The sequence below is a fragment of the Vibrio sp. Isolate23 genome, assembly GCF_022398095.1.
GTDB lineage: Bacteria > Pseudomonadota > Gammaproteobacteria > Enterobacterales > Vibrionaceae > Vibrio > Vibrio coralliilyticus_A.
The window spans coordinates 56300-73602 of the sequence record NZ_JAKEUV010000012.1; the positions used below are offsets into that span (position 1 = coordinate 56300).

Consider the following 17303-nt stretch of genomic DNA (forward strand, 5'->3'; position numbering starts at 1 on the left):
CCCAGTTAAAAATAAGCTTCTATACAAAAAGCAAAACCCACTGCAAAGGAAGGAAAGCAGTGGGTTAAGAGCAAATCCGATTGAGTGGCTTAACCGGACGAGCAATACTCAACAGTGGCTATTTAGTGATATCAGCACCAAACCACTTCTGAGAAATTTTCTCTAGTGTACCGTCAGCACGCATTTCAGCCAGTGCTTTATTCACTTCAGCCTGAAGCTTTTTGCCGTTGTCATTGTCAACGAAAGGCCAAGCGTTTTGAATTGTCTCAAACGGTTCGCCAGCAAGTTGCAGTGGTAGGCCAGTTTTTTTGATTAGCTCAAGTGCCGATAGACGGTCCATAATAAACGCGTCTGCGCGACCAAGTGCCACATCGTGTTCGATACCTGTATCGTAAGTCTTGATGTTGATCTTGCCGTCTTTGTCGTAGTTGCGTAGCAACTGCTCAAAGTTTGAACCTAGGTTAACCGCCACCGTTTTGCCTTCAAGATCTTTAATACCTTGGATGCTGTCATTGCCTTTACGAACAGTGATCTGAGCACCATCAATAACGTATGGGTCAGCAAAAAGGTATTTGGCTTTACGTGCATCCGTCATGGTGATCTGGTTTGAAATCGTATCAATACGACCTGTCTCTAACAGACCAAACAAACCAGAAAAGTTTGCCGTAACGTATTCCACTTTGTAATCGTTACGCTTACCAATTTCATCCCATAGGTCCACTTCGAAGCCTTGTAGCTTGTCTTGCTGAACGAAAGTGAATGGGAAGTAGCGGCCAGACATACCGACTTTAACTTCAGTCGCGGCTTGAACCATCGCAGCAGAAAGCGCAATTGCTGCAACTGCAGCTTTAATCCAGTTTTTCATAGTACAACTCCATAATTTTATAGGCACAAATACTACTGTCACTTTAGTTAATTAGATAAATAACCAAGAGCAATATCCTAGACGTCTGTGGAATAAGCTGTCGTAGCAAAAGTGGGTAGCTTCGTGTCAAGCACTGCAAACAATCCAAAGCAGAGATCGGAATAAAATCACATCTTGCGAGAGCTTGATTCACAGACTTATCACCAGATGATGGATCTGTGAGAAATAGCTCAAATGTGGATCATTATGTGAGTAAGAATAGGGCAGCTTGTGTTGATCTCGAGAATAATGACGAAAATATTGTGAATAACTTAGATCTTATTCACTGGATCGTCGATCATTTGCTGGCGATCTTGGTTATCAACAGGTAAAATTGCCAATCTTTTTCGATCATTAACTTTGAGTGGGGGCACCGTGTCATCTTCGCTTTGGTTGCAATGTATGCAGCAGCTTCAAGAAGAGCTACCAGCTACAGAATTCAGTATGTGGGTACGTCCGTTACAAGCGGAGCTCAATGACAATACTCTCACTTTGTTCGCACCTAACCGTTTTGTTATGGATTGGGTTCGCGACCGCTACCTCAACAGCATTAATCGTTTGTTGCAGGAATACTGTGGTAACGATATTCCGAGTTTACGTTTTGAAGTGGGGAGCCGTCCTGTTTCTGCCCCTAAGCCTGCGCCGAAGCGCACGCCCGCTGATGTTGCGGCAGAGTCTTCGGCACCTGCTCAGCTTCAAGCGCGTAAGCCTGTGCATAAAACTTGGGATGATGATGAGCAGCAGGTGGCGGAAATCAACCACCGCTCAAATGTCAACATCAAGCACAAGTTCAACAACTTCGTTGAAGGTAAATCCAACCAACTCGGTTTAGCGGCAGCTCGTCAGGTTGCTGACAATCCAGGCGCAGCATACAACCCCTTATTCTTATATGGCGGTACGGGTCTAGGTAAAACGCATTTGTTGCACGCTGTGGGCAATGCGATTGTGGATAATAAGCCGAATGCTAAAGTGGTCTACATGCACTCTGAGCGATTCGTTCAGGATATGGTGAAAGCGCTGCAAAACAACGCGATTGAAGAGTTTAAACGTTACTACCGCAGTGTTGACGCTTTGCTGATCGATGACATCCAATTCTTTGCCAATAAAGAGCGCTCTCAGGAAGAGTTCTTCCATACCTTCAATGCGCTTTTAGAAGGCAATCAACAGATCATTTTAACCTCAGACCGCTATCCAAAAGAGATCAGTGGCGTAGAGGATCGCTTAAAATCCCGCTTTGGTTGGGGGTTAACGGTGGCGATCGAACCGCCTGAGTTGGAAACCCGTGTCGCGATCTTGATGAAAAAAGCCGAAGATCACCAAATCCACCTTGCCGATGAAGTGGCGTTTTTTATCGCCAAGCGACTGCGCTCGAATGTTCGTGAGCTGGAAGGCGCGTTAAACCGCGTAATTGCCAATGCGAACTTTACTGGCCGCCCAATTACCATCGACTTTGTCCGTGAAGCTCTGCGTGACCTACTGGCTCTGCAAGAAAAGTTGGTGACGATCGATAATATTCAAAAGACGGTGGCGGAATACTACAAGATTAAAGTTGCCGATTTGCTGTCTAAGCGCCGCTCGCGCTCGGTTGCGCGTCCGCGTCAGCTAGCGATGGCGTTAGCTAAAGAGCTGACCAACCACAGCTTGCCTGAAATTGGTGATGCTTTTGGTGGTCGAGACCATACTACTGTTCTTCATGCTTGTCGTAAGATTGAACAATTGCGCGAAGAGAGCCATGACATCAAGGAAGATTATTCTAACCTGATTCGTACCCTTTCTTCATAAATCACAGTATTCTAAGCATTAAATAGAATAATACCGTATTAAGCTAAACGAATTCTGATAAGAGCGTACTATGAAATTTTCCATTGAACGTAACCACTTACTTAAACCGCTGCAGCAAGTGTCTGGCGCATTAGGTGGTCGTCCAACTCTTCCTATTCTAGGCAACCTGTTACTGAAAGTTGAAGACAATATGCTGTCAATGACGGCAACGGATCTGGAAGTCGAGCTTATCAGCCGTGTCGCTTTAGAAGGCGATTTTGAAGCGGGCAGTGTGACAGTTCCCTCGCGTAAGTTTTTAGATATCTGCCGTGGATTACCTGATGACTCTGTCATTACCTTTGTTTTAGAAGGCGACCGTGTTCAGGTTCGTTCTGGACGTAGCCGATTCTCTCTATCTACCTTACCTGCTAACGATTTCCCGAACATTGAAGATTGGCAGAGTGAAGTTGAAGTTTCACTAACGCAAGGTGAGTTGCGCGGATTGATTGAGAAAACTCAATTCTCGATGGCCAATCAGGATGTACGTTACTATCTCAACGGTATGTTGTTTGAAATTGATGGTACGACACTACGCAGTGTTGCCACTGATGGACACCGTATGGCCGTCTCTCAGGCTCAACTTGGGTCGGAGTTTGCTCAGCAGCAAATCATTGTGCCACGTAAAGGGGTGTTGGAGTTGGTTAAGTTGTTGGATGCGCCTGAGCAACCGGTGACATTGCAAATAGGCAGCTCAAACGTCCGTGCAGAAGTAAACAACTTTGTCTTCACCTCTAAACTGGTGGATGGCCGTTTCCCGGACTATCGCCGTGTGATGCCGCAATCAACGACCAAAACCCTGGAAGCGGAATGTGATGAGCTGCGTCAGGCATTTTCTCGCGCGGCAATTCTTTCTAACGAGAAATTCCGCGGGGTGCGCGTCAATCTTGCGGATACTGAAATGCGTATTACCGCAAACAACCCGGAGCAGGAAGAAGCAGAAGAGATGCTGGATGTGAGTTTTGAGGGTGAACCGATTGAGATTGGTTTTAACGTCAGCTATGTACTGGATGTGCTCAACACGCTTCGCTGTAACAAAGTTCGTATCTCTATGTCGGATGCCAATGCCAGCGCTATGATCGAAAATGTCGATGACGACAGCGCGATGTACGTGGTGATGCCAATTCGACTCTAGCATGCCGCTTTCTCGTCTTATCATTAAGCAATTTAGAAACATTGAAGCCTGTGACATTAACCTGTCTGCAGGCTTTAACTTTCTTATTGGGCCCAATGGTAGTGGTAAAACCAGTGTTCTGGAAGCCATCTATTTGCTGGGGCATGGTCGCTCGTTTAAAAGCTCTTTGACTGGTCGTGTTATCCAAAATGGCTATGATGAGCTGTTTGTCCACGGTCGTTTTTTGAACTCGGATCAATTTGAGCTACCAATTGGCATTAATAAGCAGCGTGATGGCTCAACAGAGGTTAAAATAGGCGGTCAGTCCGGACAAAAACTGGCTCAATTGGCGCAGGTTCTGCCACTGCAATTGATTCATCCGGAAGGGTTTGATTTACTGACGGATGGCCCAAAGCATCGTCGGGCATTTATCGACTGGGGCGTGTTTCACACCGAGTCGGCTTTCTATGATGCTTGGGGGCGGTTTAAGCGTCTGAACAAGCAGCGCAACGCGTTGTTAAAAACAGCCACCAGCTATCGTGAGCTGTCGTATTGGGATCAGGAGATGGCAAGGTTGGCTGAAAACATCAGCCAGTGGCGAGCCGTATATGTTGAGCAGATGACCGAGAAAGCCAAGGAAATCTGTCAGACATTTCTCCCCGAATTTGATATCCAGTTGAAGTATTACCGAGGCTGGGACAAAGAGACCCCTTATCAAGAAATTCTTGAGAAGAATTTTGAACGGGATCAGGCTCTGGGGTACACCTTTAGTGGCCCAAATAAGGCAGATTTAAAAATCAAAGTAAATGGTACGCCTGTTGAGGATGTGTTGTCTCGTGGCCAGCTTAAATTGATGGTCTGTGCCTTGCGAGTTGCACAGGGACAGCACTTGACTGAAGTGACTGGTAAGCAGTGTATTTACTTAATTGATGACTTTGCATCGGAATTAGATAGCCAACGTCGTGAGCGTCTTGCAGATTGCTTAAAAGAGACGAGGGCACAAGTTTTTGTAAGTTCTATTACGCAAAGCCAAATTGCTGATATGGCAGATGAAAATGGTAAGATGTTCCATGTGGAACATGGCACAATAGAGCAAAATATATAGTGGAAGATAACTCATGTCTGAAAATTACGATTCATCGAGTATTAAAGTACTAAAAGGTCTGGACGCGGTACGTAAGCGTCCTGGTATGTACATCGGCGACACGGATGATGGTACCGGTCTGCACCACATGGTTTTCGAGGTGGTGGATAACTCAATTGATGAAGCGTTAGCGGGTCACTGTAAAGACATCGTTGTGACTATTCATGAGGACAGTTCAGTATCCGTTCGCGATGACGGTCGTGGTATCCCGACCGAAATGCACCCAGAAGAGAACGTATCAGCAGCCGAAGTGATCATGACGGTACTTCACGCTGGTGGTAAGTTTGATGATAACTCTTACAAGGTATCAGGTGGTCTGCATGGTGTTGGTGTATCGGTAGTCAACGCATTATCTAAACAAGTGACTTTGACCATTCACCGCGGTGGCCAAATCCATACGCAAACCTATCATCATGGTGAACCGCAAGCGCCACTTGCTGTTATTGGTGAAACGGACAAAACAGGAACAGAGATTCGTTTCTGGCCTAGTGAAGAAACCTTCTCAAACACAGAATTCCATTACGACATTCTGGCTAAGCGTCTACGTGAGCTTTCTTTCCTAAACTCGGGTGTGTCTATCAAGTTGCGCGATGAGCGTGAAGAAGACAAACAAGATCACTTCATGTACGAAGGTGGTATTCAGGCGTTTGTTGATCACTTAAACACTAACAAGACGCCGATTATTGAGAAAGTATTCCACTTCAACGCTGAACGTGAAGATGGTATTGCCGTCGAAGTGGCTATGCAGTGGAACGACGGCTACCAAGAAAACATCTACTGTTTCACTAACAACATCCCTCAGCGTGATGGTGGTACTCACCTAGCGGGTTTCCGTGCGGCGTTAACACGTACACTGAACTCGTTCATGGACAAAGAAGGCTTTTCGAAAAAAGCAAAAACCGCCACTTCAGGTGATGATGCGCGTGAAGGTCTAACTGCAGTTATTTCTGTCAAGGTGCCAGATCCTAAATTCTCAAGCCAAACCAAAGACAAACTGGTTTCTTCTGAAGTGAAATCTGCGGTTGAATCTGCAATGGGTGAAAAACTGTCTGAGTTTTTAATCGAACACCCAGCAGAAGCGAAAACGGTTTGTACTAAAATCATTGATGCTGCACGCGCTCGTGATGCCGCACGTAAGGCGCGTGAGATGACTCGTCGTAAAGGCGCGCTAGATCTAGCAGGCCTGCCAGGTAAACTGGCTGACTGTCAGGAAAAAGACCCAGCACTTTCCGAACTGTACATAGTGGAGGGTGACTCGGCAGGCGGCTCCGCAAAACAAGGCCGTAACCGTAAGAACCAAGCGATTCTTCCACTGAAAGGTAAAATCCTCAACGTAGAGAAAGCACGCTTCGATAAGATGTTGTCTTCGCAAGAAGTAGCGACGCTTATCACCGCACTTGGCTGTGGTATTGGCCGTGACGAGTACAATCCAGATAAATTACGCTACCACAACATCATCATTATGACCGATGCCGATGTCGATGGTTCACATATTCGTACGTTACTGTTGACCTTCTTCTACCGTCAAATGCCTGAGCTGATCGAGCGTGGCTACGTATACATCGCTCAGCCGCCACTTTACAAAGTGAAGAAAGGCAAACAAGAGCAGTACATCAAAGATGAAGATGCAATGAACCAATACCAAGTGTCCCTAGCACTTGATAACGCATCTTTGCACGTAAATGCAGAAGCGCCAGCGCTAGCAGGTGAAGCGTTAGAAAAGTTGGTTCAGCAGTATAATGCGGGCATTAAGCTGGTGGATCGCATGAGTCGTCGTTATCCGCGTGCGCTAGTGCATGAACTCATCTATACGCCTCGCCTAACAGCAGAGCAGTGCCACGATGCGGCAGCAGTAGAAGCGTGGACTAAGCTGCTTGTTGAGCAGTTAAACGCAAAAGAAGTGGGCGCAAGTCAGTACAGCTTTGAAGTTGAACAACATGCAGAGCTTGGTTTAAACCTACCAAAGATTGTCGTACGCACTCATGGTGTGACGCATGAGTATGCACTAAGTATTGATCTGATTAATTCGAAAGAATATGGCAAACTGGCTGATCTATCTGAAGCGCTTAATGGTCTTCTCGAGGAAGGTGCTTATATCAAGCGTGGTGAACGTACTCAACCAGTAACAAGCTTTGTTGATGCGCTTGAGTGGCTTATCAAAGAGTCTCGTCGTGGTCTTAGCTTACAGCGCTACAAAGGTCTGGGAGAGATGAACCCTGAGCAGCTTTGGGAAACCACAATGGACCCAGAAACGCGCCGCATGATGCAGGTAACGATTGAAGATGCCGTCGGTGCAGACCAACTGTTTACGACATTAATGGGTGACCAAGTGGAACCTCGTCGTAACTTTATCGAAGAGAATGCGCTGAAAGTAGCTAACTTAGACGTTTAGACTTTTTCTCTTCGCTGGATAAACTGATTTCTGTGTCGAAGGTGCTCATTTATGCTTATAAACCTTTATTGTTATAAGAATGGCGCCTTCTCCTTGAACTAAGCTCATCCAGCTTCGATAAAAATAATCTAAAGATTTAAAAAGGCTGTCAGAAATGACAGTCTTTTTGTTTTTAAATGATTGAAAAGATGAGTTTTAAAATTATTTTAAAATAATCCCTTGAAACTATTTTGCTCAATCCACATATCTATTTGTGAAGAGGAAAGCTGTCTTGCTCCCGAGAGAAGAAACAGAACCTCACTAACCGCTGATAAGATATCGCTCAGGAGAGGATGATCTTAGAGGCACACCATTGAACTTGATTCGACACTAGCTTCCAGAGTTAATAAAACCCGAGGAGTAGTGGATGAATCCCTTAGTCGGTAAGGCTCGAATACAAAATCGAACCGAGCGAACTCACGGCTAAGACTATTGCTTACTATGAGGATAGCATTATGAGAACTGTAGATTTCACTCCACTTTACCGCAACGCAATCGGCTTCGATCGTCTATTCAACATGATGGAAGCGAATACATCGAAAAATTCTTCTGGCGGTTACCCTCCTTACAACATCGAGCAAAAAGATGAGAATCACTACCGTATTACCATGGCGGTAGCAGGTTTCGCTGAAGAACAGCTCGATCTGACTCAAAAAGAGAACATGCTGATCGTTAAGGGTGAACGTAAAACAGAAGAAGAGAAGCAATACGTGTATCAAGGTATCGCAGAGCGCGATTTCGAGCGTAAATTCCAGCTAGCAGACTATGTAAAAGTTGTCGGTGCAAGCATGGAAAATGGTCTGCTACACATTGACCTAGAACGTGAAATCCCAGAAGCGATGCAACCACGCAAAATTTCCATTAATGGGAGCAAACTGTTAGAAGGCTAAAATATCTATCGCTCCGATGAGCGTATGTGTTGAAAGTTAGAGTGAAAGAGCACCATCTAGGTGCTCTTTTTTGATCTAACCGAAGCCGTTTACTTAGGCTTCTTGATAAGCTTTTTCGACTTCTTCAGCAATAATATTGATACCTTTCTGCATCATTTCGTCTTCTTGAACGTAGTTCATGCGCAGGCACTGGTGTGCGTGCTCCCAGTCATCTTCCTGACCAATAAAGAAGTACTCGCCTGGTACGATTAACACTCCACGTGCTTTCAGCCTTTGGTACAACTCCATAGTGGTGATTGGCAGCTCATCAAACCAAAGCCATAGGAAGATCGCTCCTTCTGGTTTGTGAATGCGAAAACGTGAGTCTGTGATGGTAGTTTGCAGCAGTTCGACAGCTCGCTGAGATTTTTGCTTATAAAACGGCTTGATAACATTGGTGCTGAGATTTAGCAGGTCATCATTCTTAATCATATGGTGACCCAACGCAGGGCCTAGGCTTCCCGGAGCCAAGCTGATGATGCCGTTCATATTGGTCATAGCCTGAGTCACTTCTTCACTGGCAATCACTATCCCGCAACGTACACCCGGAAGGCCGAGTTTAGACAGGCTCATACAAAGGATGGTGTTTTCGTTCCAGAACGGCTGAACATCTTCAAAGATGATATTCGGGAATGGCAGACCATAGGCATTGTCGATGATGAGCGGAATGTTATTTTCGCGCGCCAGTTTATCCAGTTTATGGATTTCTTCATCAGTGAGCACGTTACCGGTAGGGTTGGTTGGGCGTGATGCACAAATGGCGGCAACCGAGTCATCGACTTTGAGCTGTTCGAAGTCGACATGGTATTTAAACAGGCCATTGTCGAGCATTTCAATTTCTGGATGGTAGGAGACAAAGATATCTTCATCAACGCCTGCATCGCCGTAGCCAATGTACTCAGGCGCTAAAGGCAGCAAGATTCTCTTATGCGAGCCATCTGGCTGCTTACCCGCCAGCAGGTTGAACAGATAAAAGAAGCCGCTCTGACTGCCGTTGGTCAGGCTGATGTTTTTTTCTGATATGTTCCAGCCATAAGTGTCTTTTAATAGCTTAGCCAGAGCTTTTACAAACGCGTCTTTGCCTTGCGGGCCATCATAGTTGGCCATGGCGGCCACGAGCTCGCCGTTGGCGAGCATCTCCTCACTGGCTTGGCGAAAGTATTCGAGCATGGCTGGAATAGCGGCAGGGTTACCACCTCCGAGCATGATCGCACCTGGAGTGCGCAGGCCGTCGTTTAAGTCATCCATTAAACGCGTGATACCGGAATACTGATTGAATTTTTCACCAAACTTAGAGAATTGCATTTGTAGTTATACCTAATTCATTGTGATTGCTTTAAGTGTAATAGTAATAGTTACTAGTCGAAGCTAGTAATTCCAAGACTCACCTTGAGCGTTGTGGTCTATGGATAATCGGGTAATCCCTGAACATACCTTAATGTGATTACGAGGCAAAGCACAAAATTCCGTCAATGATAAAAAAAAAGCCCAACTCCGAGGAGTTGGGCTTCATAGAACCTATATTGTTCGAGATATTACTTCTGTAGAAGTGAAATATCCGCGATCTGTAGGAATAGGTTACGCAGGTTGTTCAGTAGCGTTAGACGGTTCTTCTTCAACGCTTCGTCATCTGCCATTACCATGACGTTATCGAAAAATGCATCAACAGGCTCACGCAGGTCTGCAAGCTTGCTTAGCGCTTGTTGGTAGTTACCTGTTGCGAACGCTGGCTCTAGCACTTCTGTCATTACTTCAACGCTTTCTGCTAGTGCTTTCTCTGCGTCTTCTTGTAGCAGAGATAGATCGATGTCTGCTGCTAGCTCACCATCGAACTTGGCTAGGATGTTGCCTACACGCTTGTTCGCCGCAGCGAGAGCTTCTGCCGCTTCCAGTTCACGGAAGTGAGAAACCGCTTTAACACGTTGGTCAAAGTCAGCTGGCTTAGTTGGACGATTCGCCAGTACCGCTTGGATGATATCCACGCTGAAACCTGCATCTTGGTACCATGCGCGGAAACGACCTAGCATAAAGTCGATAACATCAGCTTCTACGTTGTCGTTGGTCAAACGGTCACCAAACAGAGATTTTGCTTTCGCGATTAGGTCTGTGAGATCTAGGTTGTAGCCGTTTTCAACGATGATACGCAGTACACCTAGAGAGGCGCGGCGAAGTGCGAATGGGTCAGAGCCCTTAGGTGCTTGACCAATACCGAAGATACCAACAATCGTATCTAGCTTGTCAGCCATTGCGACAGCAGATGAAATACCAGTGCTTGGCAGTTCGTCACCGGCGAAACGAGGCATGTATTGCTCATAAAGCGCCAGTGCAACTTGCTCGTCTTCACCATCATGAGTCGCGTAGTGCATGCCCATCACACCTTGAGTATCGGTAAATTCGAATACCATAGATGTCATTAGGTCACACTTAGCCAGTAGGCCTGCGCGCTTAGATTTCTCAACGTCAGCGTCGATTTGCTCAGCGATGTAGCCTGCAAGCTCTGTGATGCGGTCTGTCTTGTCTTTGATAGTACCAAGCTGCTTCTGGAAGATCGCTTGCTCTAGTTCAGGCAGGCGGTCGATAAGAGGACGCTTACGGTCAGTGTTGAAGAAGAACTCTGCATCCGCTAGACGTGGACGTACAACCTTCTCGTTACCTTCGATTACGTAGCGAGGCTCTTTAGACTCAATGTTTGAAACGAAGATGAAGTTAGGTAGTAGCTTCTTGTTGTCATCGTAAACAGGGAAGTACTTCTGGTCACCTTTCATGGTGTAAACCAAAGCTTCAGAAGGGACTTTTAAGAACTCTTCTTCGAACTTCGCAGTGAGTACCACTGGCCATTCAACCAGAGACGTTACTTCTTCCACTAAGTCATCTTCTAGGTCTGCAACACCGCCAACTGCTGCTGCCGCTTTTTGCGAATCAGCTAGGATGATGGCTTTACGCGCTTCGTAATCTGCCATCACTTTACCGCGCTCTTCTAGGATCGCTGGGTATTGCTCTGCAGACTCGATAGTGAACTCTTGTTCACCCATGAAGCGGTGACCACGGATAGTGCGATCTGATGCTACGCCTAGGATCTCACCTTCGATAAGGTCAGCGCCCATTAGCATCGTTAGCGTTTTAACTGGGCGGATAAACTGAGTGGTCTTGTTACCCCAACGCATTGGTTTAGCGATTGGTAGGTTGCCTAGTGCTTTCGCTGCTAGGTCAACAACGATTTCAGACGTTGCTTGGCCTTTTACTTCTTGTTTGAAAAGAAGCCATTCGCCTTTGTCTGTGACTAGGCGGTCTGCTTGTTCAACCGTGATGCCGTTACCACGAGCCCAACCTTGAGCGGCTTTAGTTGCGTTGCCGTCAGCATCGAATGCGACAGAAACCGCAGGGCCGCGCTTTTCAACTACTTTGTCTTCTTGGCCTTCAGCCAGTGCCGCGACTTTTAGAGCCAGACGACGAGGAGCTGCGTACCATTTCACGCCTTCGTGAGCTAGGCTCGCGCCTTTAAGCTCAGCTTCGAAGTTTGCTGCGAACGCTTCCGCTAGAGTACGAAGTTGCGTTGGTGGTAGCTCTTCAGTACCCAGTTCAATTAGAAATTCTTTTGCCATGATTACTTCTCCTCTTCCTTACGGCACATTGGGAAGCCAAGCGCTTCACGTGATGCGTAGTACGCTTCAGCAACAGACTTAGTCAGGTTGCGGATACGAAGGATGTAACGTTGGCGCTCTGTAACAGAGATAGCTTTGCGTGCATCAAGGATGTTGAATGCATGGCCCGCTTTAAGAATGCGCTCGTAAGCTGGAAGCGGCAGTGGCTTCTCCAGCTCAAGTAGCTCTTTGGTTTCTTTTTCACATTGGTCGAAGAAAGTGAATAGGAAATCGACGTCTGCGTGCTCGAAGTTGTACGTAGACTGTTCCACTTCGTTCTGGTGGAAAATGTCACCGTAAGTGACTTTGCTGCCGTCTGGTGCGATGTTCCATACGAGATCGTAAACCGAGTCTACTTCTTGGATGTACATAGCGAGACGTTCGATACCGTAAGTGATTTCACCAGTTACTGGTTTACACTCAAGGCCACCAACCTGCTGGAAGTACGTAAACTGAGTCACTTCCATGCCGTTTAGCCACACTTCCCAGCCTAGGCCCCATGCGCCTAATGTTGGGTTTTCCCAGTTATCTTCGACGAAACGAATGTCGTGAACCAGTGGATCGACACCAAGTACTTCTAGAGAACCTAGGTACAGCTCCTGAATATTGTCTGGCGATGGTTTTAGCGCTACTTGGAATTGGTAGTAGTGCTGAAGACGGTTAGGGTTTTCACCGTAACGGCCATCAGTCGGACGACGTGAAGGTTGTACGTAAGCTGTAGACATTGGCTCTGGGCCAAGCGCTCGTAGACAAGTCATTGGGTGAGAGGTACCCGCACCCACTTCCATATCTAGCGGTTGAACAATGGTACAACCATTTTGAGCCCAATAATCCTGCAGCGCGAGGATCATTCCCTGGAAGGTTTTGATATCGTATTTTTGCATAAGTCAGGTTCGCGCGATTCTTCTGTTGCTGTTATTGATCAAATGTTCGCCGTAGTCATGGCGATTTCTATCACTTTCAGCACATTAATATAATGAAAATAACAATCAAGTATACCCAGATATTGCGTAGGGGAGTAGGGCTAATCTTGATTAATTCCTAGTCAGAATTCTCCTTTAATGGATTTTTAATGGCTTATTCGTCCAAATTTTCCTAAAAGGAAGTTTTTGACCACTTTGTTACTTGAGAAATGACATAGAGCTGGATAGAATTGCGTCCATCTTTGGGGAGTAGCTTACCAACACAATCAGCCTGATTGTTTGGTTCGTTCGTCAACATAATTGGTGCACAATCACCATGGCGCTCGAGACTCATCGCCTGATGGGTTTAGCAAGACCTTAGATAAACATCGTGGACCGGGGTGGGGCACGAGGTTTGTCTTAGGTTTAAAATAATTATCCCTGCCTCAATGAGCATGTCGTGAGCGTTTTAGCTATTTCAATTACCACTGTCGCTTTAGCCGAAATTGGTGACAAAACTCAGCTATTGTCTTTACTGTTGGCCAGTCGTTATCGAAAACCGATACCGATTATCGCCGCTATTTTCTTCGCTACTATTGCCAATCATGCCCTTGCGGCTTGGTTAGGTGTGGTTGTGGCCGACTATTTATCACCAGAGGTGCTTAAGTGGGTCGTGGTGGCAAGTTTTCTCGCTATGGCGGGTTGGGTGCTGATCCCAGATAAGTTGGATGATGACGATGAAATTTCCAACCGAGGGCCGTTTGTCGCCAGCTTTGTCGCGTTCTTTATCGCTGAAATTGGTGATAAAACTCAGATTGCCACCTCTATCTTAGGGGCTCAGTTTGCCGACGCGCTGACGTTGGTGATTGTAGGCACCACGCTGGGTATGCTGGCAGCCAATGTTCCTGTGGTTTTAATTGGTAAATTGTCGGCCGATAAGATGCCGCTCAACCTGATTCGTAAGGTTACGGCTCTGCTATTTATCGCTCTGGCGGTTGGCGCCGCGTTTTTGTAAAAATGTCGCTAACGTGCGATAAAAAGCGGATATCTGGTGGAGAAATGCGATAGATCAAACTCTGTGCTAAATTCGTGTAAGGGCGTGATCGCTGACATATTCGTGTCATACTTGTCATGCTAACTTAACGGTGTGAATGATGTTACTCAAGGTGAGAAGAGTTCTGTTTGTTCTTCAAACATCTAGAGTATAGCGAGAGGGCAACATTATGCTTACACGTTATATGGGGATGACCCCAAAAAGTCAGAGTTATCTATTCACTTTCGGCTTGGTACTGTGTTTACTGGCAATGGTACTGACCGACATGTGGCTACCGATTGTTGCAGGTTCATTTGTGTTGACCGCGTTGACGGTTGAAGCCTGGATTCGAGTCGCGCACATTATCCCAATGCACGAAGAAATGCGGGCAATGCAAAAACAGCTGAGAAAATTGCAATCTGAAGTCCACACCATTGAATATGACGAATAAACAAACGGCTGCCCCAGGCAGCCGTTTTTCATTTCAATTAGTTTAGCGTTAACGCTAATCCATTCCTTTCTTGATCAGATACTGATAAGGCAGCTCTTCAGTTTGAGCCGCAATCAGCTGGTGATCCATAAAGCGGCAGAAGCTCGGAATGTCACGTGTGGTGGATGGGTCATCGGCTTTTACCAGCAGAATCTCACCCTCTTGCATGTTACGGATTGTCTTCCTGACCATCATCACGGGCTCTGGGCAGCGCAGTCCTTCTGCCTCTAAAGTTTGGGTCGCCTGTTCTGAATTGATTGTCATGGTCATATCTTTGGTTACCTCAATAGGGGGTAGATAATACTGGTGAAGAAAAAATATTCAATAACCCCTTGGCAAAGCGATCAAATTGTTTTAACTTAGTTAACAAGTTGGTAACATTTAAAACAAGGAGCGCTTATGTTGACAGCTTTAGATCGTCTAACAATCTATTCCGTGCTGTGCTTTATTTCTTTTTGCGCACTTGTTTTACGTACACCAGCAGAATCGTCGTTTATGCCTTTGCTCGGCATGGTTGCGACGGTTGTAGGGATTTGGCTCGAGATGCATCGCTGGCCGAGTGCATCTGAAGAGCAAGAAAATTGATGGTTGAACTTCCAACAACCATTCTCAATTGTAACTATGCTCAATTACATTCCGACACTATCCCCATTTTTCTTGGGCTTCCCCGCTGAAAGGCGGGATTTTTTTTATCTAAAGAGTACAATTCAATAAATATACCCTTCATTTTAAGTGGCTATTTGTGGAATTAGAAGACATCTATCGCCGTGATCTGAATTTGCTGGTGGCGTTGCGGGTTTTAATCGAAGAATGCAGTGTCAGTAAGGCAGCACATCGGCTTAATCTTAGCCAGTCTGCGATGAGCCGAGTGTTAGGTCGGCTGCGTGATATGCTGGGTGACCCTTTGTTTACGCGTCAGGGTCAGCATCTGATTCCAACCGAAAAAGCGCTCGAGGTCGACAAAGCACTGGGAGAGCCACTGGAGTCGCTGCGCCAGGTGTTGTCACCGATGCAAACTGAACCGCAAAGCTTTGAGAACACCTTCAATATAGCCACCACTGACTATGCGATGCAGACTATTCTGCCCTTTGCTTTGCCGCGTATTTATCAGGAAGCGCCCAATGTGTCGATTAATTTTCTACCTCTGCAACATGACCGATTAGCTGATCAGTTGACGTATGAGGGGGCGGATTTAGCCATATGCCGACCTATTGGCCCAGTAGAGCCACTGCGCAGTGAAATTCTTGGGCGTGTAGGGGTTTTATGTCTCTTATCTAAACAGCACCCGTTGGCCAACACGTCACTCAGTTTGAAAGACTACCTAACCTATCCACATGCGATGATTGCTATCAGTGATGGCGTCAAAGCGTTAATTGAGCAGGCATTAGTAGACCAACCCAAGCGAAAAATGGTGCTGCGGGCTTATCATCTGGAAGCGGCATTAGCCATTGTGGATACCATGCCGCTGATCATTACGGTGCCAGCGGATTTAGCGTATCTGGTTGCAGAGCGTTACGACTTGGCGGTTAAGCCTTTGCCGTTTCAGTTCACGCCGTTTGATTATTCGATGATCTGGCATGCACGCTGCGAGCACTCACCCGCGCAGGAATGGTTACGATCTGTAGTAAGAGAAGAGTGCAGCCGCTTGATCGCCAAACGTATCGCAGACATGGGATTGGATTAACACGATTTCTATCGATACAAAAAGAGCCAGCAATGCTGGCTCTTTTATTTTGAATCTTAGAATTACAGCTTAATCACAACGCGACCTGTTACTTGACCGTTAGTGATGTCTTCTGCGTACTTTGGTGCATCGGCAAGAGCTACTTCAGTACAGGCTTGTTCAAAGTAGCTTTCAGGTAGTAGTTCAACCAGCTTTTCCCAAGCGGCGATACGCTTCTCTGTTGGGCACATCACTGAGTCTACGCCTTGCAGGCGAACATTACGCAGAATAAAAGGCATCACGGTTGTTAGTAGGTCAAAGCCACCAGCCAAACCACAAGCAGCTACTGCGCTGTTGTAATCCATTTGCGCCAGTACTTTAGCCAGTACTTTGCTGCCCACAGTATCAACGGCGCCAGCCCAAACTTGCTTTTCTAGTGGGCGTGCGGGCTCTTCAAACTCGACACGATCAATGATGCGACTTGCGCCCAGCTTTTCTAGAAGAGGACCATTTTGTTCAATGCGGCCAGTCACCGCCGCCACTTTGTAGCCGAGCGTTGCCAATAGCGTTACCGCTATTGAACCCACACCACCACTGGCGCCTGTGACCAGAATTTCACCTGACTCAGGTTTGACACCAGCGTCGATAAGCGCTTGAACACACAGCATGGCAGTAAAGCCAGCGGTGCCAACCATCATGGCCTTTTTGCTGTCGATCCCTTTTGGCAGTGGTACCAACCAGTCTGCTTTTAGGCGCGCACGTTGAGCCATACCACCCCAGTGATTCTCACCCACACCCCAGCCAGTTAATACGACTTTATCGCCGACTTGGTAACGTTCATCATCTGAGTGAGCAACGGTGCCTGCCATATCGATGCCCGGCACCATAGGGAAGTTGCGGATGATCTTACCTTTGCCAGTGATCGCCAGACCATCTTTGTAGTTGAGTGATGAGTAATCGACATCGATTAGTACGTCGCCTTGTGGCAATTGTGCTTCGTCGATTTGTTCTACAGAGGCGATGGTGCGTTTTTCTTCTTGGTTTAGAATCAGTGCGTTAAACATAGATGGTCTCCACTACGCGGTAGCAAACATTTAAAAACTGATATTGAGTGTAGACTGAAAGTCACTATGACTAAAATGAAACTTTAGCATTATATACATGCATACAGTGCATTGCGGAAAGTCGCATTGGGTCGTAAAGAAAAAGCCAGTCATGTGACTGGCTTTTTGAT

The 17303-nt window shown here is 46.4% G+C and carries 15 protein-coding genes; 9 read left to right on the plus strand and 6 right to left on the minus strand.

Features of this window, described 5'->3' with window-relative positions; translation table 11 throughout:
* Positions 1-118 precede the first annotated feature (118 nt).
* Positions 119-865, minus strand: a complete 747-nt coding sequence (locus L1D31_RS20300; RefSeq protein ID WP_239838815.1) for an amino acid ABC transporter substrate-binding protein — start codon at positions 863-865, stop codon at positions 119-121.
* A 414-nt stretch (positions 866-1279) separates the two neighbouring features.
* Here L1D31_RS20300 and dnaA point away from each other — a divergent pair, with 414 nt between their 5' ends.
* From dnaA to L1D31_RS20325, 5 genes are all read left to right on the plus strand, one after another.
* Positions 1280-2686, plus strand: a complete 1407-nt coding sequence (gene dnaA, locus L1D31_RS20305; protein ID WP_029235934.1) for a chromosomal replication initiator protein DnaA — start codon at positions 1280-1282, stop codon at positions 2684-2686.
* A 70-nt stretch (positions 2687-2756) separates the two neighbouring features.
* On the plus strand, positions 2757-3857 hold the full coding sequence (gene dnaN / locus L1D31_RS20310; protein ID WP_239838816.1) for a DNA polymerase III subunit beta: 1101 nt from the start codon (positions 2757-2759) through the stop codon (positions 3855-3857).
* A gap of 1 nt (position 3858) precedes the next feature.
* Entirely contained in the window at positions 3859-4941 is a 1083-nt protein-coding gene (gene recF / locus L1D31_RS20315) for a DNA replication/repair protein RecF (protein ID WP_239838817.1), read from the plus strand.
* Between the two features lie 13 nt (positions 4942-4954).
* On the plus strand, positions 4955-7372 hold the full coding sequence (gene gyrB / locus L1D31_RS20320) for a DNA topoisomerase (ATP-hydrolyzing) subunit B (RefSeq protein WP_239838818.1): 2418 nt from the start codon (positions 4955-4957) through the stop codon (positions 7370-7372).
* A 494-nt stretch (positions 7373-7866) separates the two neighbouring features.
* Entirely contained in the window at positions 7867-8301 is a 435-nt protein-coding gene (locus tag L1D31_RS20325) for an Hsp20 family protein (protein ID WP_239838819.1), read from the plus strand.
* A gap of 93 nt (positions 8302-8394) precedes the next feature.
* Here L1D31_RS20325 and L1D31_RS20330 read toward each other — a convergent pair whose 3' ends face one another.
* The 3 genes from L1D31_RS20330 to glyQ all read right to left on the minus strand — a co-directional run bounded on the left by L1D31_RS20330 (position 8395) and on the right by glyQ (position 12865).
* Complete coding sequence (locus tag L1D31_RS20330) at positions 8395-9645, minus strand: valine--pyruvate transaminase (RefSeq protein WP_239838820.1); 1251 nt, start codon at positions 9643-9645, stop codon at positions 8395-8397.
* Between the two features lie 230 nt (positions 9646-9875).
* Entirely contained in the window at positions 9876-11942 is a 2067-nt protein-coding gene (gene glyS / locus L1D31_RS20335; RefSeq protein WP_239838821.1) for a glycine--tRNA ligase subunit beta, read from the minus strand.
* A 2-nt stretch (positions 11943-11944) separates the two neighbouring features.
* Positions 11945-12865, minus strand: coding sequence for a glycine--tRNA ligase subunit alpha (glyQ, locus tag L1D31_RS20340; protein ID WP_045973964.1), 921 nt, complete (start codon positions 12863-12865; stop codon positions 11945-11947).
* Between the two features lie 478 nt (positions 12866-13343).
* Between glyQ and L1D31_RS20345 the strand changes: the two genes are divergently transcribed.
* Both L1D31_RS20345 and L1D31_RS20350 read left to right on the plus strand, forming a co-directional pair.
* Positions 13344-13898 carry a TMEM165/GDT1 family protein gene (locus L1D31_RS20345; protein WP_239838822.1) on the plus strand — a complete coding sequence of 185 codons (555 nt, stop codon included), beginning with the start codon at positions 13344-13346 and terminating at the stop codon, positions 13896-13898.
* A gap of 208 nt (positions 13899-14106) precedes the next feature.
* A complete protein-coding gene (locus L1D31_RS20350; RefSeq protein WP_006957484.1) occupies positions 14107-14367 on the plus strand; it encodes a hypothetical protein in 261 nt (86 codons plus the stop codon).
* A 54-nt stretch (positions 14368-14421) separates the two neighbouring features.
* Here the strand turns inward: L1D31_RS20350 and tusA are convergent, their stop codons facing one another.
* On the minus strand, positions 14422-14670 hold the full coding sequence (gene tusA, locus L1D31_RS20355) for a sulfurtransferase TusA (protein ID WP_038514221.1): 249 nt from the start codon (positions 14668-14670) through the stop codon (positions 14422-14424).
* A 135-nt stretch (positions 14671-14805) separates the two neighbouring features.
* On the opposite strand from tusA, the gene L1D31_RS20360 reads away from it, so the two are divergent.
* Both L1D31_RS20360 and L1D31_RS20365 read left to right on the plus strand, forming a co-directional pair.
* On the plus strand, positions 14806-14991 hold the full coding sequence (locus L1D31_RS20360) for a hypothetical protein (protein ID WP_006957487.1): 186 nt from the start codon (positions 14806-14808) through the stop codon (positions 14989-14991).
* 157 nt (positions 14992-15148) lie between these two features.
* Positions 15149-16090: a LysR family transcriptional regulator gene (locus tag L1D31_RS20365; protein ID WP_064488914.1), complete on the plus strand. Its 942-nt coding sequence runs from the start codon at positions 15149-15151 to the stop codon at positions 16088-16090.
* Between the two features lie 62 nt (positions 16091-16152).
* Here L1D31_RS20365 and L1D31_RS20370 read toward each other — a convergent pair whose 3' ends face one another.
* Complete coding sequence (locus tag L1D31_RS20370; RefSeq protein WP_239838823.1) at positions 16153-17133, minus strand: MDR family oxidoreductase; 981 nt, start codon at positions 17131-17133, stop codon at positions 16153-16155.
* Between the last annotated feature and the right edge of the window lie 170 nt (positions 17134-17303).

Excerpts from the sequence above, each read along its gene's own strand:
- L1D31_RS20300 (WP_239838815.1), bottom strand. The coding sequence starts at position 865 with ATGAAAAACTGGATTAAAGCTGCAGTTGCAGCAATTGCGCTTTCTGCT.
- dnaN (WP_239838816.1), top strand. The coding sequence starts at position 2,757 with ATGAAATTTTCCATTGAACGTAACCACTTACTTAAACCGCTGCAGCAA.
- recF (WP_239838817.1), top strand. The coding sequence starts at position 3,859 with ATGCCGCTTTCTCGTCTTATCATTAAGCAATTTAGAAACATTGAAGCC.
- gyrB (WP_239838818.1), top strand. The coding sequence starts at position 4,955 with ATGTCTGAAAATTACGATTCATCGAGTATTAAAGTACTAAAAGGTCTG.
- L1D31_RS20325 (WP_239838819.1), top strand. The coding sequence starts at position 7,867 with ATGAGAACTGTAGATTTCACTCCACTTTACCGCAACGCAATCGGCTTC.
- L1D31_RS20330 (WP_239838820.1), bottom strand. The coding sequence starts at position 9,645 with ATGCAATTCTCTAAGTTTGGTGAAAAATTCAATCAGTATTCCGGTATC.
- glyS (WP_239838821.1), bottom strand. The coding sequence starts at position 11,942 with ATGGCAAAAGAATTTCTAATTGAACTGGGTACTGAAGAGCTACCACCA.
- glyQ (WP_045973964.1), bottom strand. The coding sequence starts at position 12,865 with ATGCAAAAATACGATATCAAAACCTTCCAGGGAATGATCCTCGCGCTG.
- L1D31_RS20350 (WP_006957484.1), top strand. The coding sequence starts at position 14,107 with ATGCTTACACGTTATATGGGGATGACCCCAAAAAGTCAGAGTTATCTA.
- tusA (WP_038514221.1), bottom strand. The coding sequence starts at position 14,670 with ATGACAATCAATTCAGAACAGGCGACCCAAACTTTAGAGGCAGAAGGA.
- L1D31_RS20360 (WP_006957487.1), top strand. The coding sequence starts at position 14,806 with ATGTTGACAGCTTTAGATCGTCTAACAATCTATTCCGTGCTGTGCTTT.
- L1D31_RS20370 (WP_239838823.1), bottom strand. The coding sequence starts at position 17,133 with ATGTTTAACGCACTGATTCTAAACCAAGAAGAAAAACGCACCATCGCC.